The organism is Lawsonibacter faecis (assembly GCF_014287675.1).
In the GTDB taxonomy this organism is placed as follows: domain Bacteria; phylum Bacillota; class Clostridia; order Oscillospirales; family Oscillospiraceae; genus Pseudoflavonifractor; species Pseudoflavonifractor faecis.
In genome coordinates, this window is record NZ_JACOPQ010000020.1 from 34,670 (window position 1) to 54,501 (window position 19,832).

The 19,832-nt window shown below is 62.8% G+C and carries 14 protein-coding genes; 2 read left to right on the forward strand and 12 right to left on the reverse strand.

Translation table 11 applies throughout. From position 1 onward, the window contains the following. The first annotated feature begins 11 nt into the window (after positions 1-11). Entirely contained in the window at positions 12-2,012 is a 2,001-nt protein-coding gene (locus H8S62_RS17110) for a thioester domain-containing protein (RefSeq protein ID WP_186920374.1), read from the forward strand. A gap of 276 nt (positions 2,013-2,288) precedes the next feature. On the opposite strand, the gene H8S62_RS17115 is transcribed toward H8S62_RS17110, so the two are convergent. The 4 genes from H8S62_RS17115 to ssnA form a co-directional block, all read right to left on the reverse strand. Beyond that, positions 2,289-3,008, reverse strand: a complete 720-nt coding sequence (locus tag H8S62_RS17115; RefSeq protein WP_243141944.1) for a YczE/YyaS/YitT family protein — start codon at positions 3,006-3,008, stop codon at positions 2,289-2,291. 26 nt (positions 3,009-3,034) lie between these two features. After that, positions 3,035-3,796, reverse strand: a complete 762-nt coding sequence (locus tag H8S62_RS17120; protein ID WP_423788682.1) for an SDR family NAD(P)-dependent oxidoreductase — start codon at positions 3,794-3,796, stop codon at positions 3,035-3,037. A gap of 207 nt (positions 3,797-4,003) precedes the next feature. Continuing rightward, complete coding sequence (ygfK, locus tag H8S62_RS17125) at positions 4,004-7,003, reverse strand: putative selenate reductase subunit YgfK (protein WP_186920375.1); 3,000 nt, start codon at positions 7,001-7,003, stop codon at positions 4,004-4,006. A gap of 380 nt (positions 7,004-7,383) precedes the next feature. Continuing rightward, on the reverse strand, positions 7,384-8,724 hold the full coding sequence (gene ssnA, locus H8S62_RS17130; RefSeq protein ID WP_186920380.1) for a putative aminohydrolase SsnA: 1,341 nt from the start codon (positions 8,722-8,724) through the stop codon (positions 7,384-7,386). Between the two features lie 455 nt (positions 8,725-9,179). Between ssnA and H8S62_RS17135 the strand changes: the two genes are divergently transcribed. Beyond that, positions 9,180-9,815 (forward strand): helix-turn-helix transcriptional regulator, encoded by a 636-nt coding sequence (locus H8S62_RS17135; RefSeq protein ID WP_155150914.1) that lies wholly within the window; start codon positions 9,180-9,182, stop codon positions 9,813-9,815. A 55-nt stretch (positions 9,816-9,870) separates the two neighbouring features. Here H8S62_RS17135 and H8S62_RS17140 read toward each other — a convergent pair whose 3' ends face one another. From H8S62_RS17140 to H8S62_RS17175, 8 genes are all read right to left on the reverse strand, one after another. After that, a complete protein-coding gene (locus H8S62_RS17140; RefSeq protein ID WP_186920376.1) occupies positions 9,871-10,626 on the reverse strand; it encodes a GntR family transcriptional regulator in 756 nt (251 codons plus the stop codon). A gap of 35 nt (positions 10,627-10,661) precedes the next feature. Next, complete coding sequence (locus H8S62_RS17145) at positions 10,662-11,672, reverse strand: carbohydrate kinase family protein (RefSeq protein WP_186920377.1); 1,011 nt, start codon at positions 11,670-11,672, stop codon at positions 10,662-10,664. 29 nt (positions 11,673-11,701) lie between these two features. Continuing rightward, on the reverse strand, positions 11,702-12,739 hold the full coding sequence (locus tag H8S62_RS17150; RefSeq protein WP_155150905.1) for an ADP-ribosylglycohydrolase family protein: 1,038 nt from the start codon (positions 12,737-12,739) through the stop codon (positions 11,702-11,704). Positions 12,740-12,766: 27 nt separating this feature from the next. Continuing rightward, a complete protein-coding gene (locus H8S62_RS17155) occupies positions 12,767-13,786 on the reverse strand; it encodes a BMP family ABC transporter substrate-binding protein (RefSeq protein WP_173023574.1) in 1,020 nt (339 codons plus the stop codon). A 25-nt stretch (positions 13,787-13,811) separates the two neighbouring features. Then, positions 13,812-14,756, reverse strand: coding sequence for an ABC transporter permease subunit (locus H8S62_RS17160; RefSeq protein WP_155150899.1), 945 nt, complete (start codon positions 14,754-14,756; stop codon positions 13,812-13,814). A gap of 3 nt (positions 14,757-14,759) precedes the next feature. Beyond that, on the reverse strand, positions 14,760-15,806 hold the full coding sequence (locus H8S62_RS17165) for an ABC transporter permease (RefSeq protein ID WP_186920378.1): 1,047 nt from the start codon (positions 15,804-15,806) through the stop codon (positions 14,760-14,762). 5 nt (positions 15,807-15,811) lie between these two features. After that, on the reverse strand, positions 15,812-17,338 hold the full coding sequence (locus H8S62_RS17170; RefSeq protein WP_186920379.1) for an ABC transporter ATP-binding protein: 1,527 nt from the start codon (positions 17,336-17,338) through the stop codon (positions 15,812-15,814). Between the two features lie 351 nt (positions 17,339-17,689). Beyond that, positions 17,690-19,057 (reverse strand): solute carrier family 23 protein, encoded by a 1,368-nt coding sequence (locus H8S62_RS17175; protein WP_155150891.1) that lies wholly within the window; start codon positions 19,055-19,057, stop codon positions 17,690-17,692. Between the last annotated feature and the right edge of the window lie 775 nt (positions 19,058-19,832).

Consider the following 19,832-nt stretch of genomic DNA (forward strand, 5'->3'; position numbering starts at 1 on the left):
AGCTGATGAACTTGAAAAGACTGAACCGTGTGCTTTCGGTCCTGCTGGCCCTGAGCCTTTGCGTCTCCCTGTTCTCCATCGCGGCCCTTGCCGGGGAGGAATACGACCGGCCCGCCGCAGAGGCGGGACTGGAGGAGCTGGTCACTCCCACACCCACCGGTGGGGAAGAGGAGGGCGCGCCGCGCCCCGATACCGTGCAGAACGGACTGCCTGCGCCGACCGCCGCCGAGGAAGAGAAAGAGGACGTCTCATCCGCGCTTTTCGCCGCCACGCTGGTGGAGAAGCTGAAAAGCCATGTTCTGACCGAGGCCAACCACAACGGCACCGTGGACAGACCCGGTACTCCCGGCATCTACAGCCGGGAGTACGACGCTTTTGTGCAGCGGCTGGAGGCTGTCGTCTACGGCTGTGCCGCCGCCTATGCGGATCAGGCTGGACCGGAGGTTGTCCGCGAGCAGTACGACGCGCTGGTCGGCTACAACAAGATCATCAGTACTCACGACAAGGCGATTGTGGCCCTGCCGAGCGAGGTGCTGGCCGCGGGCGTGGATACCGTGACCGGGGACGGCTTCGGCACCGGGGGGCGGTCCATTACCGGAAACGGCGAGACCTTTTATACCTACTGCAGCGGGCCCCGCTTCGCCTATCCCGGCATGGGCGTTGGCTATCTCGGCGGCGAGCCCGTCGCCGAGGTGAGCGCCAACGCGGCGCGGCTGGTCCGCGCCCTGGAGGCCGGCTACCCGCTGGACTCCTATGGACTCTCCCGTTATTACGACGATATGCTCTCCCACAGCATGGGGCTGGGAATAAGCACTCAGCAGGTAATCTGGGACATCCTGGCGGGCAAGAGCGTCCCCACCTACCAAGATGCCTACAGCCGGGCCCTCTTCACCTACGCCACCACCGACCAGGTGCTGGAGCGGGTGGACGCGGTTACGGTGGCCGCCCAGCCTGAGGGGCCCGCCGTCCTCACTTACGACGAGGCCGGGGACAAGTATACCGGATATTTCACCCTGAGCGCCGACAAGTACGCGGAAATTACCGCCGTGAAGATTCCCGAGAACGCCGAGGCGACCTACAGCCTGCCCGGCCTCTGGAGTGGGACGCAGTTTCCCTTGACCGATTCGGCATCCCTGGTCCTCGGCAGCGTGGTAACCGTCACTGTGAGCGGGGCGGAGCAGAGCGTATCCGACCTGGGCTTCTCCTACGTCAGCTACCGCAGAGTGGGCGGCGAGCTATCCAGCTTTCTCAATTACGGCGTGGTCTACGACGGCGCCCACGAGGTGGGCAAGCCCTACCAGACCATGATTGGCTTTGGTATGGAGGCGGTGATGGGCGCGCTGGATGTGTCCTTCACCCTGGCTGGCAAGCCCGGCGAGGAGCCGGAGAAACCTGAGACGGCAGCCGGCACCCTGACCCTGGAGAAGGTCTTTGCCGGGGCGGCAACGACCGTGCCCGAGGGGCTGAGCTTCACCTTGGAGAGCGGAAACGGGAGCTTTGAGACGCGGACCCTGACCCTGACCGATTTCGTGCAGGCGGACGGCGTGTATGCCTGCACCCTGGAGAAGCTGCCCCTGGGGACCTATACCTTTACCGAGCAGAATGCCGGCCTGGCGGATTACAACCTGGCCGTCACCTTTGCAGTCGGCGGCGAAGGGGCCGACAGGGCCGCCGCCGTTCTGCGCATTACCAATACCTATACCAAGGCGTCCGGGGCCGAAGAGGAGCCGCCCTATGTGCCCCCCTACCGGCCGCCGCTGACTCCTGTGGAACCTGAGAAACCCAAGCCCGGTCCCGGCGAAAGCCCCGCCGAGATACCCGAGACGCCCGGTTCGGAGGTCGAGATTCCCGAGGAGGACGTTCCCCTGGCCGGCCGGAGCAGCCCCCGGAGCCGGTGCCCCCAGACGAGTCCACAGGCGAGACTATCATCGTGGATGAGGCCGTCCCCCTGGGCGGCCTGCCCCAGACCGGAACCGTGGAAGTTCACGCCGCGGCGCTCCGGGACGGCCTGATGATGTTCTTCGTCATACTCTTTGCCCCCTCCCTGGCAGGGCTGACGGTGTGTATCGCAACCCGGAAGCGCTGAGCGTCCGGGCGCAGGGTAGTAAGGCGGGAGCGGAGCGAAAAGCCGCAGGGCGGCGCGCCCGGAAACCGCATGGAGGATTTTTGCGCAGTCGTACGGCTTAGGGCCCGTCGCGGCGGACGTGAAGCGTGACAGGGAAGCCCTGAAATAAACAGATAACGGCAGAGAACGCGGCGGTACATTCGTACCGCCGCGTTCTCTGCCGTTATGCTCTCAGCTCGCCGCTGCTGGGACGGGGCTTTTCCTCAAAGACCTTTTTGATGAATCCCAGACGCCTGGTGTAGAACTTCACGATCTGTCCCACCAAAAGGGCGGAGACCAGGGTGCCGAAGCCCACGCCGTTGAGCCTGCCGAAGGCCAGGAGGGCGATGACCGCGGCAATTGCGGTCAGAGAGCTGTCAAAAATGACCTTCATGTTGCCAAACTCCACCCTGAGCTTCTCCGCCAGAGCCTTTACGAAGCCCTCGCCGGGCAGCATGATGACCCCGCCGAAAATCTCCAGGGAGATACCCAGGGCCATGACTGGACAGCCGATGGCCAGGTAGAGCAGCTTCATGGGAAGCGGCCCGTGGAGCTGGGTGGGGATGAGGGCCAGCGCGCCGTCGATGCAGAGGCTGAAGATGAAGGTGGCGGCAATCTGGAGGACCTGCTTCCAGGTAAACCGCTTCAAAAGCACGGCCTCACCCACCAGAAAGAGCATATTGAAGAGGAAGGTGTACACGCCCATGGACGGGGGCGTGATGAGGCTGAGCACGAAGGGGGTGCTGGAGATGGGGGAGGTGCCCAGCGCAGCCCGGGTGATAAACGCGATTCCCGTGGCGCAGACCAGAACCCCCAGCAGGAACATCAGATACCGTTTCACGGTCATCCGGGGTATCTCCCGCAGGCGCGTGAGATACCGCTTTACCGTCGCCTTTGCAGACATTGCCGCCGCCTCCTAGTGGCATTTACTCAGGGCTTCATACCGACCCCGCCCTGGATGAAGATGGTGTCGCCGGTGATATACTTGGCGTCGTAGCTGGCGAGGAAGACGCAGACCTTGCCAATGTCCTTCTCCGCGTCGCCGTAACGGCCCAGAGGGATGTCGTCCAGGTTCTTCTGGAACATCTCGGGATTCTCCTTGCCCCACTGGGCGAGCTTGTCGGTCATGACCAGGGGGCAGACCACGTTGACGTTGATGTCGTCCGCGCCCCACTCGTTGGCGGCCACCCGGCTCATGCCCCGGATGCCCTCCTTGGCGGCGGCGTAGGAGCTCTGGCCCGGCTTGCCCGAGATGCCCGCGCCGGAGGCGAAGTTGATGACGCTGCCGTGGGTCTCCTTCAGGTAGGGGTAGGCGTGCTTCATGTAGAAGAAGGTGGCGTACATGCCCGAGTGGATGGCGATATCGAAATCCTCCCTGCTGTGCTGGACCAGGGTGAGACCCGAGGCGCTGGCCTGGGCGTTGTTGATGACCACGTTCAGCTTGCCGAAATGGGCCGCTCCGGCCTCAATGGCCGCCTTGACCTCCTCCTCCCTGGCGCCGTCGGCCACGTAGGTGAAGACCTCCGCGCCGAAATCTTGCTCCAGCATGGCTTTGGTCTTCTCCATGCCGCCGGGGAAAAGGTCGGTGAGGATGAGCTTTGCCCCCTCGTCCGCAAAGGCCCGGGCAATGCCCCGGGCGATGCCGCCGCCCCCGCCGGTAATGAGGACGACCCGCTCCGTCATACGTTCCAGATGCTGCATTTGTACTTCCTCCTTACAGAATGATTAGAGTAAGGGGAGTCCATTTTTTAGGAGCCGGACCATCCCGCGCATTCCGCGCCGGAAAAGACGCTCCACTTTCGGGCGAAGTTTGAGAAAGCGCGCTGAGTAAGGGGGGACGCCCAACCTGTTTTTCAGCTCATGACGTCTTATCCCCCTATGCGCCTACGCTCACGCTTCTCACCTCACCAGATAGCCGTAATCCTTCCTCACCGCCAGAATTAACTGGCGGATATCCTCATAGAGTCCGCAGCTGCTGTCGGTCACGTCGTACTCCCTGACCTGTCCGCCCAGGCGGACCAGGCACACGCCGGAGCCGTCGCCCTTGGGGAGCCAGCCCTCGTTCTCGCTGCCCTCAAAGTCCTCGCGGCTCCAGAACAAGGTGAACTTATCCCTGTAGGGCCTGCTGTCATAGGGGCAGAAGGTGCCGCAGTTGCCGCACTCGTTGCACATCCCGTCCACATGGACGATCTGCCTCTGCCGCTTGCCGGGTACGGCCACATGGATATTGGCCCTGTTGGGGCAGACCTCGGTGCAGGTCTCGCATACGGTGGCGCAGCCCAGGCAGCGGGTGTCCGAGCAGTGGTCGCAGTCGGTGCAGAGGTTCCCGTGCTTGCCTTTGGGCTTAAAGTAGTCGTCGGTGACGTTCTTCTCCACGTCCGCATTGGGGTCCATAGCCGCGATGGCCACGGCGGCGGCGGAAGCGTCGGCGATGGCCTCCACCACGGTGGCGGGGCCACGCCGGGCGTCACCCACCACGAAGACGTTCTCCGCACAGCTCTCCATGGTATCGCCGACCACGGGGAGGCCCTTCCTGCCAAGTTCCACGCCGTTTGCGGCAAATAGCTCGCTGTCCACCTTCTCGCCCACGGCGGTGATCACCGCGCTGGCGGGCATGGTGACTTCCCGGCCGGTGTCCACGGGGGCGCGGCGGCCGGACGCATCGCGCTCACCCAGCTCCATCACGCGGCAGGTGAGAACCCCGTCCTTCACACCGATGGGGGAGAGCAGCTCCATGAACTCCACGCCGTCCTCCAGGGCCAGGGCCAGCTCCTCCTCGTCGGCGGGCATGTTGCGCTTATCCCGGCGGTATACCAGGCGCACACGCTCCACGCCGGGGATTCGCTTCGCGGCCCGGGCGGCGTCCATGGCGGTGTTGCCGCCGCCGATGACCGCCACGTCGGCGCCCAGCTTCAGGCTGGCCGGGTCGGACTTGGCGGTTTCCAGGAAGGTGATGACGTTGAGGGCCTGGCCGTACTCCAGATGGGCGTCCCCGGCCTTCCACGCGCCGGTGGCAAAGATGACGTGGGTATACCCCTGGCCCAGCAGATCGGCGGCGGACTTCACTTCCACCCCGGTGCGGAACTTGGCGCCCATGGCCCTGCAGAGGGAGATGTCCTTGTCAATGGCCTCAGAGGCGATGCGGAATTCGGGGATGACGTGCCGGACAATGCCGCCCAGGGTCTCCTTCCGCTCGAAGACGGTTACGTCCACGCCCTCCCGGGCCAGGAAGAAGGCGGCGGAGATGCCGGCGGGGCCGCCGCCGACCACGGCGACCCTTTTGCCGCTCTGGGGGGCCTTGGCCTCCAGCTTGGGCAGGAGGGCGTCGTAGCCGTTTTCCGCACATGCCAGCTTCACGTCCCGGATACGCACGGACTCCTCATAGTAGTTGCGCATGCACTTGTCGGCGCAGTGGTGGGGGCAGATGGTGCCCGTGATAAAGGGCAGGGCGTTGCGGCGGGTAATAATCTCCAGCGCCTCCTCGTACTTGCCCTGGCTGTAGGCCATCAGGTAGGCGGGAATGTCCTGCTCGATGGGGCAGCCGTTGCGGCAGGGGGCGTTGAAGCAGTCGATGAGGGGGACCTTTTTGCCGTTCTTGCGGTCGGGCAGGGGCTTGATGGGCTTGCGGTAGAGATCCTCTGCGGGCACTGCCTCGGAGAGAGCGGTTACACGCTGCGCGTCCACCCCCGCGAAGGGCTTGCTGCCGCACTCCATCAGCACATCGGCGATCTGGGACAGGCGGTCGTACCCGCCGGGCTTGAGGATGGTGGTTGCCATCGTGATGGGCCAAATCCCCGCGTCAAAGAGGCTCTTGATATTGTGCAGATCTGCACCGCCGGAGTAGGAGATGCGCAGCTTGCCCTCGAACTCCGTGGAAATGCGGGCGGCCAGGGCGATGGTGAGAGGGTAGAGGGACCGGCCGGACATATACATCTCCGCGCTGGGCAGCTCGCCCGCCGCCACGTCCACAGGGAAGGTGTTGGTCAGCTTCACACCGAACTCCAGCCCCCGCTCCTGGGTGAGGGCGATGAGACGGCGGAACATGGGCACCGCGTCGGCCCACTGGAGGTCCTCCACAAAGTGGTGGTCGTCGAAGGCGATGTAGTCGAAGCCCAGACTGTCCAGCCGCGCCCGGGCGAACTCGTATCCCAGGAGGGTGGGGTTGCATTTGACGTATGTATTCAGGCCCTTCTCGGTGATGAGGTAGGTGGCGATGCGCTCAATTTCGTCCGGGGGACAGCCGTGGAGGGTGGACTCAGTGATGGAATTTGAAACCACCGGGGAGATGGAGCGGACAAAGCCCTCGCTCACGTTCTGAAACGCGTCCAGGTTCTGCAGGGTCCAGTCCATGCACTCCGCCCACACGGCGGACTTGGAGGCGTTCTTCATGCCCTCGATATAGTTGTCGATCTTTTCGCTCTTGATGCCCGCCAGATCATATCCCACGGACATGTTGAAGACGAAGCCGTCGCTGTCGCCCAGACCGAACTCCCTGGCCATGAGCTTACAGGCGAACCAGGCCTTCACATACTCGTCGTAGGCCTGGGGCACGGTCAGCTCGGTGGACCACTCGCAGTTGTAACACTCGTCCCCGGCGGTGATGCAGGGCTTCGCCACGCACTTGGAGAGTTCCTCGCCGTCCATGATCTGGACGGTTTTCAGCTCGAAGAAGCGGGAGCCCGCGGCATAGGCCGCGATGATGTTCTGGGCCAGCTGGGTGTGGGGGCCGGCGGCGGGGCCGAAGGGGGACTCGATCTTCTCGGAGAAGATGGGCAGGGCCTGGCCGTTCACGTGCTTTACAACTTTGTCCACGCCAAAGATGCTGCCCTGGGCCTTGTACTCGTTCAGGACCCAGCTCATCAGCTGGGGGAAGGGAATGGGGCGCATAATGTCGCTCATAGAGATAACCTCCATTTTATTCTCTGCGGCTTCCCGCGGGGAAAGCCGGTTTTTCTTGAATGCCGCTTGAGGCTGCGCTCGCAGGCGCGTTACACTTACCCGGCGGGACTTGCTGATAACTGCGTTTTTTGCCGTGCTCAATTGCCGCCGTCGGTGCGGGGGAGTCTAAACTGAGACTTTCATAAATGCTGTGGTTAAGCTGGCCCCAAAGTTTCTTGCTCTGCTCCATGGTCCAGGCGTTGATGGCGCTCCCCACGCGGCTGTGCCGTGCGGGGACCCCGTTTTATTTTATCTGCACAGGGCAGATGAACTGCCCCGGCATCAAGGTTTTGCCTGGGGCAAAACGCTTGCGGAAGACGCCGTCAACGCCCTTCGCGGCATCAATAAGTCCTGTGGTTCAATTCGCCCCAAAGTTTCTTGCTCTGCTCCATGGTCCAGGCGTTGATGGCGTCTTCGTCGATGCCCACGAACTCCCGGTCCTTATAGAGCACCTTGCCGTTGATGATGGTGGTGCGGCAGTTCTTGCCCATCATGCCGAAGAGCATATGCCCGTCGATGTTTTCCGCTCCGAAGGGGGTGAAGGGCTTATAGTCCATAACGATAACATCGGCCGCCGCGCCGGGCTTGAGAACGCCCAGGGGCTTCTTGAAATACTTGGCGCCGATGGCCGCGTTGTTCTTGAAGAGCATATCCATGCACTCGCACCAGGCCACGTTGGGGTGGCAGGCGTTGTGCCGCTGAATGATGAGGAAGACCTTGAGACTCTCCAGCATATCGTGGGTGTAGGCGTCGGTGCCCATGCCCACCAGAATCCCCTTCTGGAACATCTGGAGCACGGGGGAGCAGCCCACGGCGTTGCCCATGTTGGACTCGGGGTTATTGACCACCATCGTCCCGGTCTCCTTGATGATGTCCATTTCAGCGCCGTTGATATGGATGCAGTGGCCCAAAAGGGTCTTGTCGCCCAGAATTCCGTGGTTCAGCAGGCGGCTCACCGGGCGGCAGCCATAGTTTCTCAGGGAGTCGTACACGTCGTTCATGCCCTCGGCCACATGGATGTGGAAGCCGGTCATGCCGTCGTTGGCCTCCACCATGCGCTCAAAGGTCTTGTCGCTGATGGTGAAGAGGGCGTGGCCGCCGAACATGGCCTTGATCATGTCGTCGTCCGCGTCCCTGGCCCACCTAGCAAAGTCGGCGTTCTCCTGAATGGATTGGAGGGACTTCTCCTCGCCGTCCCGGTCGGAGACCTCGTAGCACAGGCAGGCGCGCATCCCCAGCTCCCTGCACACATCCTTGATGGCGAAGAGGCTGCCGGGGATCTCGCAAAAGCTGGCGTGGTGGTCGAAGATGGTGGTCACGCCGTCCCGGATGCAGTCCAGCACAGTGGCGTAGGCGCTGGCGCGGGTGCCGTCCATGGTGAGGTGGCGGTCGATGTTCCACCACATCCCCTCCAGGACCTCCAGAAAGTTGGTGGGGTTGTTGCCCTCGATGCCCAGGCCCCGGGCCAGCCCCGAGTAGATGTGGGTGTGGGCGTTGATGAGGCCGGGCATAATGACCTGGCCCTTTGCGTCCACGAATTGCGCATCGGGGTACTTGGCCCTCATATCGGCCAGTGTGCCCACAGCCTTGACGGCCTCGCCGTCGATGACCACGGCGCCGTCCTCAAAATAGGGGTTTTCACTGTCGCGGGTGATGAGCTTTCCGTTGCCGACCAGCAGCATGGTAATTCCTCCATTCATTGCGTTCCATCCGGTTTTATGTACAAAAATAGCGCCCATTATGAGAAATGGACGCCCTGTTTCCGCTGTTTCCGGCACCTTTCGCCCGCGCCGAATCACAAAACGTCCAATTCAGCCCGTGCGCGAAGCACTTCGTTGCAGCTCATACCTATCAAATTTTGTTCATTGTGTACAGAGTTTTTCTTTTGACGATGCCATCTTATCATAGTTTTACAGAGAATTCAACCGTTTTTTAGCATATCAAAAATTTTTTTAGTTCAAACGAATTTTGTTGAATAATCGACAAAATATGTTACAATTAATAATAGTATTTCCGTCTGCTATTTCAGCACACGGGCACTGAGGGGCAATGTCCGGGGTTTGAGCCGCCGGCATTCGGCGTTTGACTGCTTGCGCATGAAGACAAGCATCACATATAAGGTAGAGGAGATGACCTCATGGACGCTTCCATGCTGCAATTCCTGTTCCAGCTTGCCAAGGGCCTGTCGCGTCAGTTTGGGCCCAACTGTGAGGTGGTGGTCCACGATTTGGCCACCAACGACCAGGACAGCTCCATCGTCGCCATTGAGAACGGCTCTGTCACCGGCCGCAAGGTGGGGGACGGTCCGTCCCACGTGGTGCTGGAGGCCCTGCGGGGAGGCCGGGAGAACCTGAACGACCACCTGTGTTACCTGACCCGGACCAAGGACGGCAAGATTCTGAAGTCCTCCACCATCTACATCCGGGACGACGACGGCGCGGCCATCGGTATTTTCGGCATCAATTACGACATTACCCTCATGCTGGCCATGGAGGAGAATCTGCGCTCCTTCACTATGACAGACACGCCCCAGCAGGAGCCGGAGCGGATCTCCCGCAATGTGGCCGACCTGCTGGATGAGCTCATCGACCAGAGCGTGGCGCTGGTGGGAAAGCCCGTGGCGCTGATGACCAAGGAGGACAAGGTGAAGGCCATCCAGTTCCTCAACGACACCGGGGCCTTCCTCATCACCAAATCCGGCGACAAGGTCTGCAAGTATTTCGGCATCTCCAAGTATACGCTCTACAGCTATATCGACGAGGCCAAGGGCTGAACTATTGCTGAGATATGAAGGAGGCGCTCTCCGCACAGAGAGCGCCTCTTTTTTCTCATACGCCGTCCTGCTCCGCCGGCGACGGGGCCGTATCCCCCTGGTCGATGCGCAGGATGTATTTATCCCCCAGGGACTGGGTGATGTCCACCATAGCGGGGTAGTGGGCGGGGGAATACCCCACATACTCGGTCTGGAGGATGGGGGCGCCCTCGGCGCAGTCCAGCATCTCGGCGAGATGGGCGTCGGCCAGGGCGGCCATACAGTAGGTCTCGGAGTGAACGAAGCTGATCTGATAGCATTTTTCCATCATGTCCATCAGGGACATCTCCAGATCCCCGGCCTTCAGGCTGGGCGTCAGCTCCCGCAGGATGTAGGCCGTGGCCAGGGCCACGGGCTGATTGTTGGCCAGGCGGATGCGGGAGAGCCGCCACACGGAGGTCCCCACCTCCAGGTGGAGGCGGTGAGCCACCCGCTCAGGCGCGGGGGTCACGTCCAGCTCCACGGAACGGATGCCCGGCTGAAGTCTTCCGCGGAGGAGCTGCTCGGTGAAGCTGTGGACCAGGCCGGCGTACCGGGAGTGGCTTACGGCGATACCGCCCTTAAAGGTGCCCTTGCCCTGTATCTTGTAGAGCAGCCCCTCATTTACCATCTCGGTGATGGCCTGGCGCACCGTGCCGCGGCTGACGCCGTACCGGGCGGAGAGCTGCTGCTCGGAGGGGATCTGCTCGCCGTAACCGATGGAATCCAGTTCCCGGCGGAGGCTCTCCTTAATCTGATGGCACAGCGAAATTCCCGGCTGCCTGATGAGCATAACACCACATCCACTCTTGAATTGACATCATTTTATCATGCCTTGCTAATATTGTCCAGTTCCCGGCGCAGGGTGAGCGCCCCGAAGCGGCCCCGCCGGCGGGTCTCCGCCGGCACCGCACACCCGCCGTCCTCCAGGACCTTCACCAGCTCCCCGAAGGTGGGCACCTGGGTGCCGGAGCCGCGCTTGGACACCATAGCGGCCCCCATGGCGTTGGAGAAGAGGGCTACCGTCTCCCGGTCCCAGCCCGAGAGGGCGGCGAAGATGTAGGCCCCCAGGAAGGAGTCCCCCGCGCCGGTGGTGTCCACCAGCGGGACGGAGAAGCCGGGATACCAGTACCCCGCGCCGTCCTCCCATATGTGGCAGCCCCCGGGCCCGGCCTTTACCACCACCCGGCCAGCCGTGCGCGCGCCGATGGCCCGCGCGCCCTCCTCCACGCCCTCAAGGCCGGAGAGGAGCCGCGCCTCCTCGTCGTTGAGAATCACCGCATCGCTGGATGCCAGAACCTCGTCCATCCAGTCCGCCGGAATTTGGGGGATGAGGGGACCGGGGTCGAAGAAAACGGCGCGGCCCAGCTTCCGGGCCAGTCGGACCGCGCGCATAATCTCGCTGCCGGTACCGCGGTCCATCAGCATATAGCCCGAGAGACAGAGGGAGCGGGTGGAGGCCATCAGATCCTCCAGGTCGGGAAGGGGTTCGAACGCCCCCTCCAGCATGCTGATATAGGCGTGCTGTCCATTGCGATCCACCAGTACGAGGACCTTCCGGGTCTCAAGGCCGGGCCGGACCTTCAGCCGGGAGGTGTCGATGCCCTCCCGGCGGTAGGCGTCCAGCAGAAAGGAGCCGTAATAGTCGTCACCCACCAGGCCCACGGGCAGGATGCTGCAGCCCATGCGCCTGGCGGCGATGAGGATGTTGGCCGGTCCGCCCGGCTCGTTGACGACGGTGCGGATGGGTGTGGTGGTGCCCGCCCGGACAGGGAGCTCCCCGTCCAGGGGCACCGTCATATCCACCAGGGGAAAGGTGAGAAAGACGGAGTCTACCATATGCGCTGCCTCCCAACTGCGCCTGCGGCTCAGGCGTTTTGAGCAATCACGGTCAGACGCTCCGCTGCGGACTCAAAGTCCAGGGTGGGGTTGGCGTTCTTGAAGGTGGCATACCAGCCCTCGGGCAGGGCGGAGAAGCCGGCGTAGGCCCCGGCCAGCATTCCCGCGATGCAGGCGATGGTGTCGGTATCGCCGCCGATATTGGCGCCCCCCAGGATGGTCCTGGCAGGGTCGCCCTCCGCCGCGGCGAAGAGGCCCACGGCAGCGGCCACGCTGGGCTGGATGGAGCCGTCGTTGCCGATGAGGTCCTCAATCTTCTGCCCGGCCTCCTCCACCGAGCGGGAGGAGAGGGCGCACTCGACGGCCTGGAGCAGCTTGGGCTGCAGCCTGGGGCCGGAGGCGGTGCGGGCCTCGGCCCGGCCGATGCGCTCGCCCTCCTCGGCGCCGTAGAGACAGGCCTTGAGCACGCCGTAGAGGCCGGCCCCGCCGATGGCGGCGGCGATACCCGAGGCAATGCAGCAGGCTCCGGCGTAGGCGTGCTGTGTGCCGTGGGAGGGGGCGGTCATGGTGACGGCGGTGCGGACGGCGTAGTCCAGGTCGCCGGGCCTGCACAGGCCGGCCGCCGCCACCCGCATGGCCGCGCCGTTGGAGGTGCCCCGGCCGTAGACATGACCCACGAGCCCGGTTGCAATGGGGTCCTTGCCCGCCTTGAGCTCATTGATGACGTAAGAGGTGGTGGGGCCTGCGTTGCGGGGGAAGTACTTGGGATAGCGCTCCGACCAGGTGACCAGCGCCTGGGCGGCGGCCTCCACGGTGAGCTTCCCGCCGCAGGCGATCACCGCCTTGGCCATCTCGTACATCTGGCTGGCATCGTCGGTTACCTCGCCGACCAGGTTGCCGTAGGCGTAGGCGTTCTCGCCGCCGTCCAGGAAGGTGTCGATGGGGCCGCCGAATTTCTCCAGAATCTCCGCCCGGCTCATAGCCTCGGAGGGCGCGCCGATGGCGTCGCCCATGCCCGCCGTCACCAGACAGCCCAGGATGCGGTCGTACAGTTGCTCGTGATTCATGCTGATTTCCTCCAAATGATGTTATGGTTATTTATGGATGGGCTCGCTGCTGATTTCCACCCTGCCCTCGGTGATGGCCTTGCGGGCCTCCTCCACGGCGGCCTTGGCCTCGTCGGATACCTTGGAGCCCTCCAGGAACTCGAAGTCGCAGGCCCCCTCCTTCAGTCCGTAGATGGTACGCACACCGGGGGTGTACTTGCCGCCCACCGCGTCCTCAATGAACTGGATGACCATCTTGTCAAAGAAGTTGACCGCGCTGCCCAGCTCCAGGTCGCCCACCACGTCGCCGTAGTGGACATCCCAGCCCACATAGTAGGAGGATTTCTCCGCCGCGGCCTGGGCCGCGCCCACGCCGGTGCCGCCCGCCGCGCCGCCGATGATGTCGCAGTCCTTGCCGATGAGGGCCAGCCCCAGCTCCTTGCCCTTGGTGGGATCGGTAAAGGTGTTGGCGTAGACCACCACGTCCTCGATGTCGGGGTTGACGCTGCGCATCCCCTGCTGCCAGCCGGCGATGATCTCGTTGATGGGCCCCACGTCGGAGCCGCCCACGATCCCCACCTTGTTCGTCTGGGTCATCATGCCGGCGGCCACGCCGGCCAGGTAGGCGGTCTCGGTCCGGCTCAGGCCGAACTCCTGGATATTTTTGCAGTTCTCCAGATCCGGGATCGCGCCGTCCATGCTGCCGAACTTGATGTCGGGGAAGTCCTTGGCTACCGCCACGGTGGCTGCCGCCATATTGTCGTAGCTGGTGATAATGATGTCGTACCCTGCGTCGGCCAGGGCCCGGACCTTGGGCTCGTACTCACTGGTCTGGGTGGCCTCCACCAGCTTGATCTCCAGCTCGGGGTGGGCGGACTGGTAGTCCTTCAGACCCTGGTCCAGGTTCTGAAGCCACTCCGCCTGGTCCACCGCCATGTAGGACACGAAGGCCACCTTGGTCCTGTCGCCGTCGCCGCCGCTCCCCTCCTTGGGGCCGCAGCCCGCCAGGGCGAGGAGCATAGCCGCGCCGAGCGCCGCGCAGAGGAACCGGGTAAACTGTTTTTTCATGTGTATGCCGCCTTTCCTTTTATGCTTATTCTTGTGCCGGGCACTCCCGGCCGGGTGCCATGAGGGTCCGCTCCGCTCTGCGCCGCCTGGCATTTTTGGCAAGCCTGCGGACGATGGGGGGCACGATGGCCACCACCAGAGCCAGCACGTAGGGGAGCATGGAGAGAATCTGGACAGGGTAGCCCTCGCCGGAGAGCATGAGCACCAGCGCGTCCGACGCGCCGAAGAGCAGACAGGCCAGCAGGGTGAGGATGGGCTCGAAGCCCGTGAGGGTCAGGGCGGCCAGAGCTGTAAAGCCGCGGCCGTTGGTCATACCCACATTGAAGAGGTTCAGGGAGAGGGCCAGCTGGGCCCCCGCCAGCCCGCAGAGGATGCCGTTCATCGCCAGGGCGAAGTAGCGGACCTTCTTCACGCTGATGCCCGCCGAGGCCGCCGCCTCCGCATTCAGCCCCACCGAGCGCATGGAGAGGCCCAAATCCGTCTTATAGAGGAAGATGTGCAGCAGGAAGGGGAGGACCAGGGCGAGATAGACCAGGATGGAGTGGTTGTTGAGGATGGGCCCCAGTACCGGGATGGCCTCCAGCCAGGGCAGGTTTACCGTGGGCAGGGCCAGCTCCGGAGGGAGGATGTACCGTCCGCTGGTGTGGAAGATGGGGATGAGGAGATACCGGGTCAGCCCTCCCGCGATGGTGATGACGGCGATGGCGCAGATGACCGGGTCCACATCCAGCTCAAAGACGAAGAGGGCGTAGACCATGGTCATGAGAAGGCTCACCGCTGCGGCGAAGAGGATGCCGCCCAGCACGCTCCCGGTGAGGTAGGCCCCCACCACCGAGGCGAAGCAGCCGAAGAGCATGAAGCCCTCCAGGGCGATGTTGAAGATATTCACCCGCAGGGAGAAGAGTCCGCCCAGGGCCACCAGCAGCACCGGCGCGGCCAGGCGCACCGTCAGATTGAGAAAATCCAGCACGGCTTAATTTCCCCCCTTCCGGTTCCGGCGGAAGCCGAAGCGCAGGATGTTGACAGTGGCGAAGAACATGACGAAGCCCTGCACCACCTGCACCAGCTCGGCGGGCACGCTGGTCTCCACCGAGAGCGTCACCGACCCGCTCTGGAGCGCGCCCAGGATGAGGGAGCCGAAGACCATGCCCACGCTTCCACCCTTGCCGATGAGGGCGGCGGTCATGCCGTTATAGCCCATTCCGGCAGCGAAGCCCTCGTACATCTTGTGGTACACCCCCGCCACCTCACCCACGGCGGCCAGGCCGGAGAAGGCGCCGCCAATGAGGGCCATAATGAGGATAATCCGCACGGTGGGCAGGCCGCAGGCTCTGGAGAACCGGGGGTTTTTACCGATCATCCGCAGCTCGTAGCCCGGCACCGTACGCTGCATCCCCAGGCCGTAGACCAGCACAATCAGGACCACGCCGCCCACCATGGCCGCCGCAGGGAGGGCGGCCTCAATGAGGTAGGACATGGGCATGGAGGAATTGGGGTCGGCGAAGGAGGCGTGGAGGAGCATGTAGCTGCTCAGCAGTGTGGCGATGTAGTTGAGGAGCACGCCAATCACAATTTCGTTGATGCCCAGCAGGAATTTCAGGAGGGCCGGGATCAGGGACATCACTCCCCCCACCAGCGCCCCCAGCAGCACCATGACCAATATCTGGAGAAAACCGGGCGCGCCGCCCATGAACTGAGGCACCCAGGCCACCGCCAGGGCGGCGGTGAACATCTGCCCCTCCTGGCCGATATTGAAGTACCCGCACCGGTCGCACAGGGAGAAGGAGAGGGCCAGCATGATGATGGGCAGAGTATACCGCACCGTGTTCCTGAGGCCCGCAGCGCTGCCGAAGGCCCCTCTGAGCAGGGCGCCGTAGGCCTCCAGCGGATTCCCGCCGGAGAATACCACCACGATGCCCGCCATGATGAAAGAGATGAGGATGGCGCACACCGGGCTCACAAGACCCAGTGCCCAGTGCTTGAGACCCCGGAGATCCAGGGCCGCCGTTTTTGCTCCCATATTGACTAGCCCTCCTTTTTCCGGCGGGTGACGCCGCCCATCAGCAGGCCGATGTCCGCCTCGCTCACCGTGCCCAGATCGGTGATCTCACCGGCGCAGGAACCCTCGTAGAGGATGATGAGCCGGTCGCTCAGACTCATCAGCTCCTCCAAATCCGCGGACACCAGCAGGATGGCCGTGCCGCCGCGCTTGCGCGCCAGCAGGTGTTCCCGGACGAAATTGATGGCGCCGATATCCAGTCCCCGGGTGGGCTGGGCGGCGATGAGTACCTTGGGATTGCGGGCGATCTCCCGGGCCAGGACAATCTTCTGCATATTGCCGCCTGAGAGGGATTTGACGGGCTTTCCGGCGCTGACGCCCCGGATGTCGAAGCTCTCAATCATTCTCCCCGTGTTCTCCCGAATAGCCTTTCTCATCAGCAGGCCCATACGGCTGAAGGGCCCTCTGTTATCGCAGCCGCAGATCAGATTCTCGTCGATGTCCCCCTCCAGAGCCAGGCCGGTGGTCATGCGGTCTTCGGGAATATAGCCCAGACCCCTGTCCCGGCGCTCGCGGATGGAGCAGCGGGAGATATCCTCCCCGGCCAGGGTCACAGTTCCGCCTGAGGCCTGGAGCATCCCCACCAGAATGTCGATAAGCTGGGACTGGCCGTTGCCCTCCACGCCGCCCACGCCCAGGATCTCCCCCGCGCGGACCTGGAGGGAGAGGTTGCGCAGCTTCGGCACGCCGTCTCCGTCGAAGCACCAGAGGTTTTTTGCCTCCAGCACTGCGGCGCCGATGTCTGCGGCCTTGTCGTTTTGGAGCAGCTGCACGTCCTGCTTGCCGATCATGGCCTGGGCGACGGCGGTCTCGTCCACGCCGCCGCCGTCAAAGCCCGCCGCCACCCTGCCCTTGCGCATTACGGTGATGCGGTCGGCAATTTCAATGACCTCCCGCAGCTTGTGGGAGATGAAGATTACCGACGTGCCCTCCGCCTTCAGCTCCCGGAGGATGCCGAAAAGCTCGGTGGTCTCCTGGGGTGTGAGCACCGCCGTGGGCTCATCCAGAATGAGCACCCTGGCACCCAGGTAGAGGACCTTGATGATCTCAATTTTCTGCCGCTCGCCCACGCAGAGGGAGCTGATGGGCGCGTCGGGCGAGTTTTTCATGCCGAAGCGGGTCAGCAGCTCCTGCACCCGCTGCCGGGCCTGCCGGTAATTAACGAAGCCCAGCCTCTTGGGTGTATGGCCCAGGATGATGTTCTCCACAATGGACATCTCCGGAATCTGCATGAAATTCTGGTGGACCATGCCTATGCCCAGGGCCAGGGCCCCCGCCACGTTGTAGCTGCGCCTCTCCCCACCCACCCAGATCTCGCCCTCGTCGGGTGCGTACTGGCCGTAGAGAACGCGCATCAGCGTCGTCTTGCCTGCGCCGTTCTCCCCCACCAGCGCGTGGATCTGCCCCGCCTCCAGAGTGAAGTCCACGCTGTCGTTGGCCACGATGGCGGGAAAACGCTTGGTGATTCCCACCATCCGTACCACAGGTTCCATCCTGACGCCACCTCCAATAAGTATAAACATATACTTGTATATACGTCTTAACTACTAAAAGAATTATAGCATTCTATATACACGGGTGTCAATGTAAAATGCAAAAACTGGGGAAGTCGACGAAAGGACATGGCAAACTGCACAAAAACTGCCGAATTACGGAGGACATGGAGCGGTCCCGACGGCGGGGGAGAAATGCCGCCGACGCTTGGGGCGCAGCCTGTGCCGGCCGTGGTGGAGAACCTGCGAAAGAAGACCGGGCTTTTTCCGACTTTGTATCCCCCCTCCTGTCCCGGCCCGGCGGACGCGAAAAGAGCGCGCCGAAGCGCGCTCTTTTCGATGAGGCGACTCTTATTCGCTGACTGCGGCGTCGGCCTTGGCCGCAGCCTTCTCCTCGGGGTCCTTGGGGAGGATCAGATTGAGGAGGATGGCCATCAGGGTGGCGACCACCACGGAGGAGGAGCCGAACACGGTGGCGACCCAGGAGGGGAAGCCGGGGCCGCTCAGGCAGCCGCTGACCTGGGTGATGCCCACGCCCAGGGCGACGGAGAGGCCCACCACGGTGCTCTTGCGCATGGTGAACTTGCCCTCGGAGGTGATCATGCGGATGCCGGTCATGGTGATCATGGCGAAAACCGAGATGGTGGCGCCGCCGACCACACACTGAGGGATGGTGGAGAGAATGGAGGCGAACTTGGGCACCAGACCGGCCACCAGCAGGATAACAGAGGCCAGGGCGAAGACCGCCCGGTTGATGACCCGGTTGACGGTGACGATGCCCACGTTCTGGCTGTAGGAGGCCACGGGCAGGCCGCCGAAGAAGGCGCCGATGACGCTCATGACGCCCTGGCCGACGATGCCGCCGGAGAGCTCCTTGTTGGTGGGCATACGGTCCATGCCGCCCATGGTGGTGGAGGAGAGGTCGCCGATGGTCTGGACGGAGTTGACGATGTATACAATGGCCAGGGACACAATGGCCGCGGGCTCAAACTGAATTTCGAAGGGCATGAACTTGGGCAGAGCGAACCATGCGGCGTCGCCCACGGCGGAGAGGTCCACGATTCCCGCGATAAAGGCCGCGATGTAGCCCACAATCATGCCGAAGAGCAGAGCGCCCAGCTTCCACACGCCCTTGGTGAAGTTCTGGAGGATAATGACCACCGCGAAGGTGATGAGGGCCACAATCCAGCTCCGGGCGCCGCCGAACCACTCGCTGGAGGCATTGCCGCCGGCCATATACCGCACGGCGGTGGGGTAGAGGGAAAGGCCGATGGTAAAGATGACCGTGCCGGTGACCAGCGGGGGGAAGAGCTTGCGGATGGGCTTGACGAAAATACCGAAGAGGATTGCCACAAAGCCGCCGATGAGCTCGGCGCCCAGGATTGCGCCGATGCCGAAATCCATTCCGATGGCCTGGAGGGTGGGGACGTAGGCGAAGCTGATGCCCATGATGACCGGCAGGCGGGAGCCGATGCGGCCAAAAATGGGGAAGAGCTGGAGCAGGGTGGCCAATGCCGTGACAATCAGGGAGACCTGGATGAGCAGGGTCTTCTCCTCGCCGGAGAGGTTGCATACGCCGGACACAATCATGGCCGGGGTGATGACGCCCACCACGGCGGCCACTACGTGCTGGAGACCCAGGGGGACGAGCTGCCCGGCAGGGGGAATGCCTGTGTAGGAGAAGACGGTCTCGCTGGTCTTTGCGGCGTTCTTTTCCATCATAATCGCCTCACAAATTTTTTTTAGCAAAGAATATTATTTTGAATCGACCCAATCATACCCCATATTTGGCGCGGATGCAAGAGAAATTCGCGGCAAACTGTGAAAATATTAACGGCTCAATTTGTGCAAAAGGTCAAATCAGGCGTTCCAAGTGCAGCATATACCGTAAATGCTGCCGAAAGGGCGAAATAACCTGCTGAAATAATGGACAGCGTTTTTGGGAGAAACAGGGTGAATTTGTGAAACCCTAAGAGAAGGCGCCCGAGCACCGGTGGGCCGGCGCCTCTTCCATAGGGATGCTCATGCGGGGCGCCGCCCACCCGGCCCTGCGGACCCTCGTCTTTTTAAAACCGTTTTTCACCCGGCATCTCCCTCAATTGGCTGTACCAATAGAGGGGTTCCATGCCACTCCTGGAAGGTTCCGCCTGGATTTGCCCCACTTCCAAGCCCCAAATGTGGCGCATTGTACAATTTGCCCCGGCGTATTTTTGACGGAACGCTGAAATTGTGTAAAGTGCGCAAAAACCACTTGAAAATACGGAGAAAGTGGTTTAACATAAATGGCACAGGGGGCTGGAAACGTTTCCAATGAAACGTTTCCAGCCGAGGCCCTCAATCTGAACAGGAGGCATTTATAATGAAGAAAAGGCTCTTTGCTCTTGCACTCAGCGGCGCGCTTCTGATGACCGCACTGGCCGGCTGCGGCGACAAGCCCGCGGGCGGCAGCCCGTCACCCAGCAAGACGCCGGACGCGTCGCCGTCCGCCAGCACC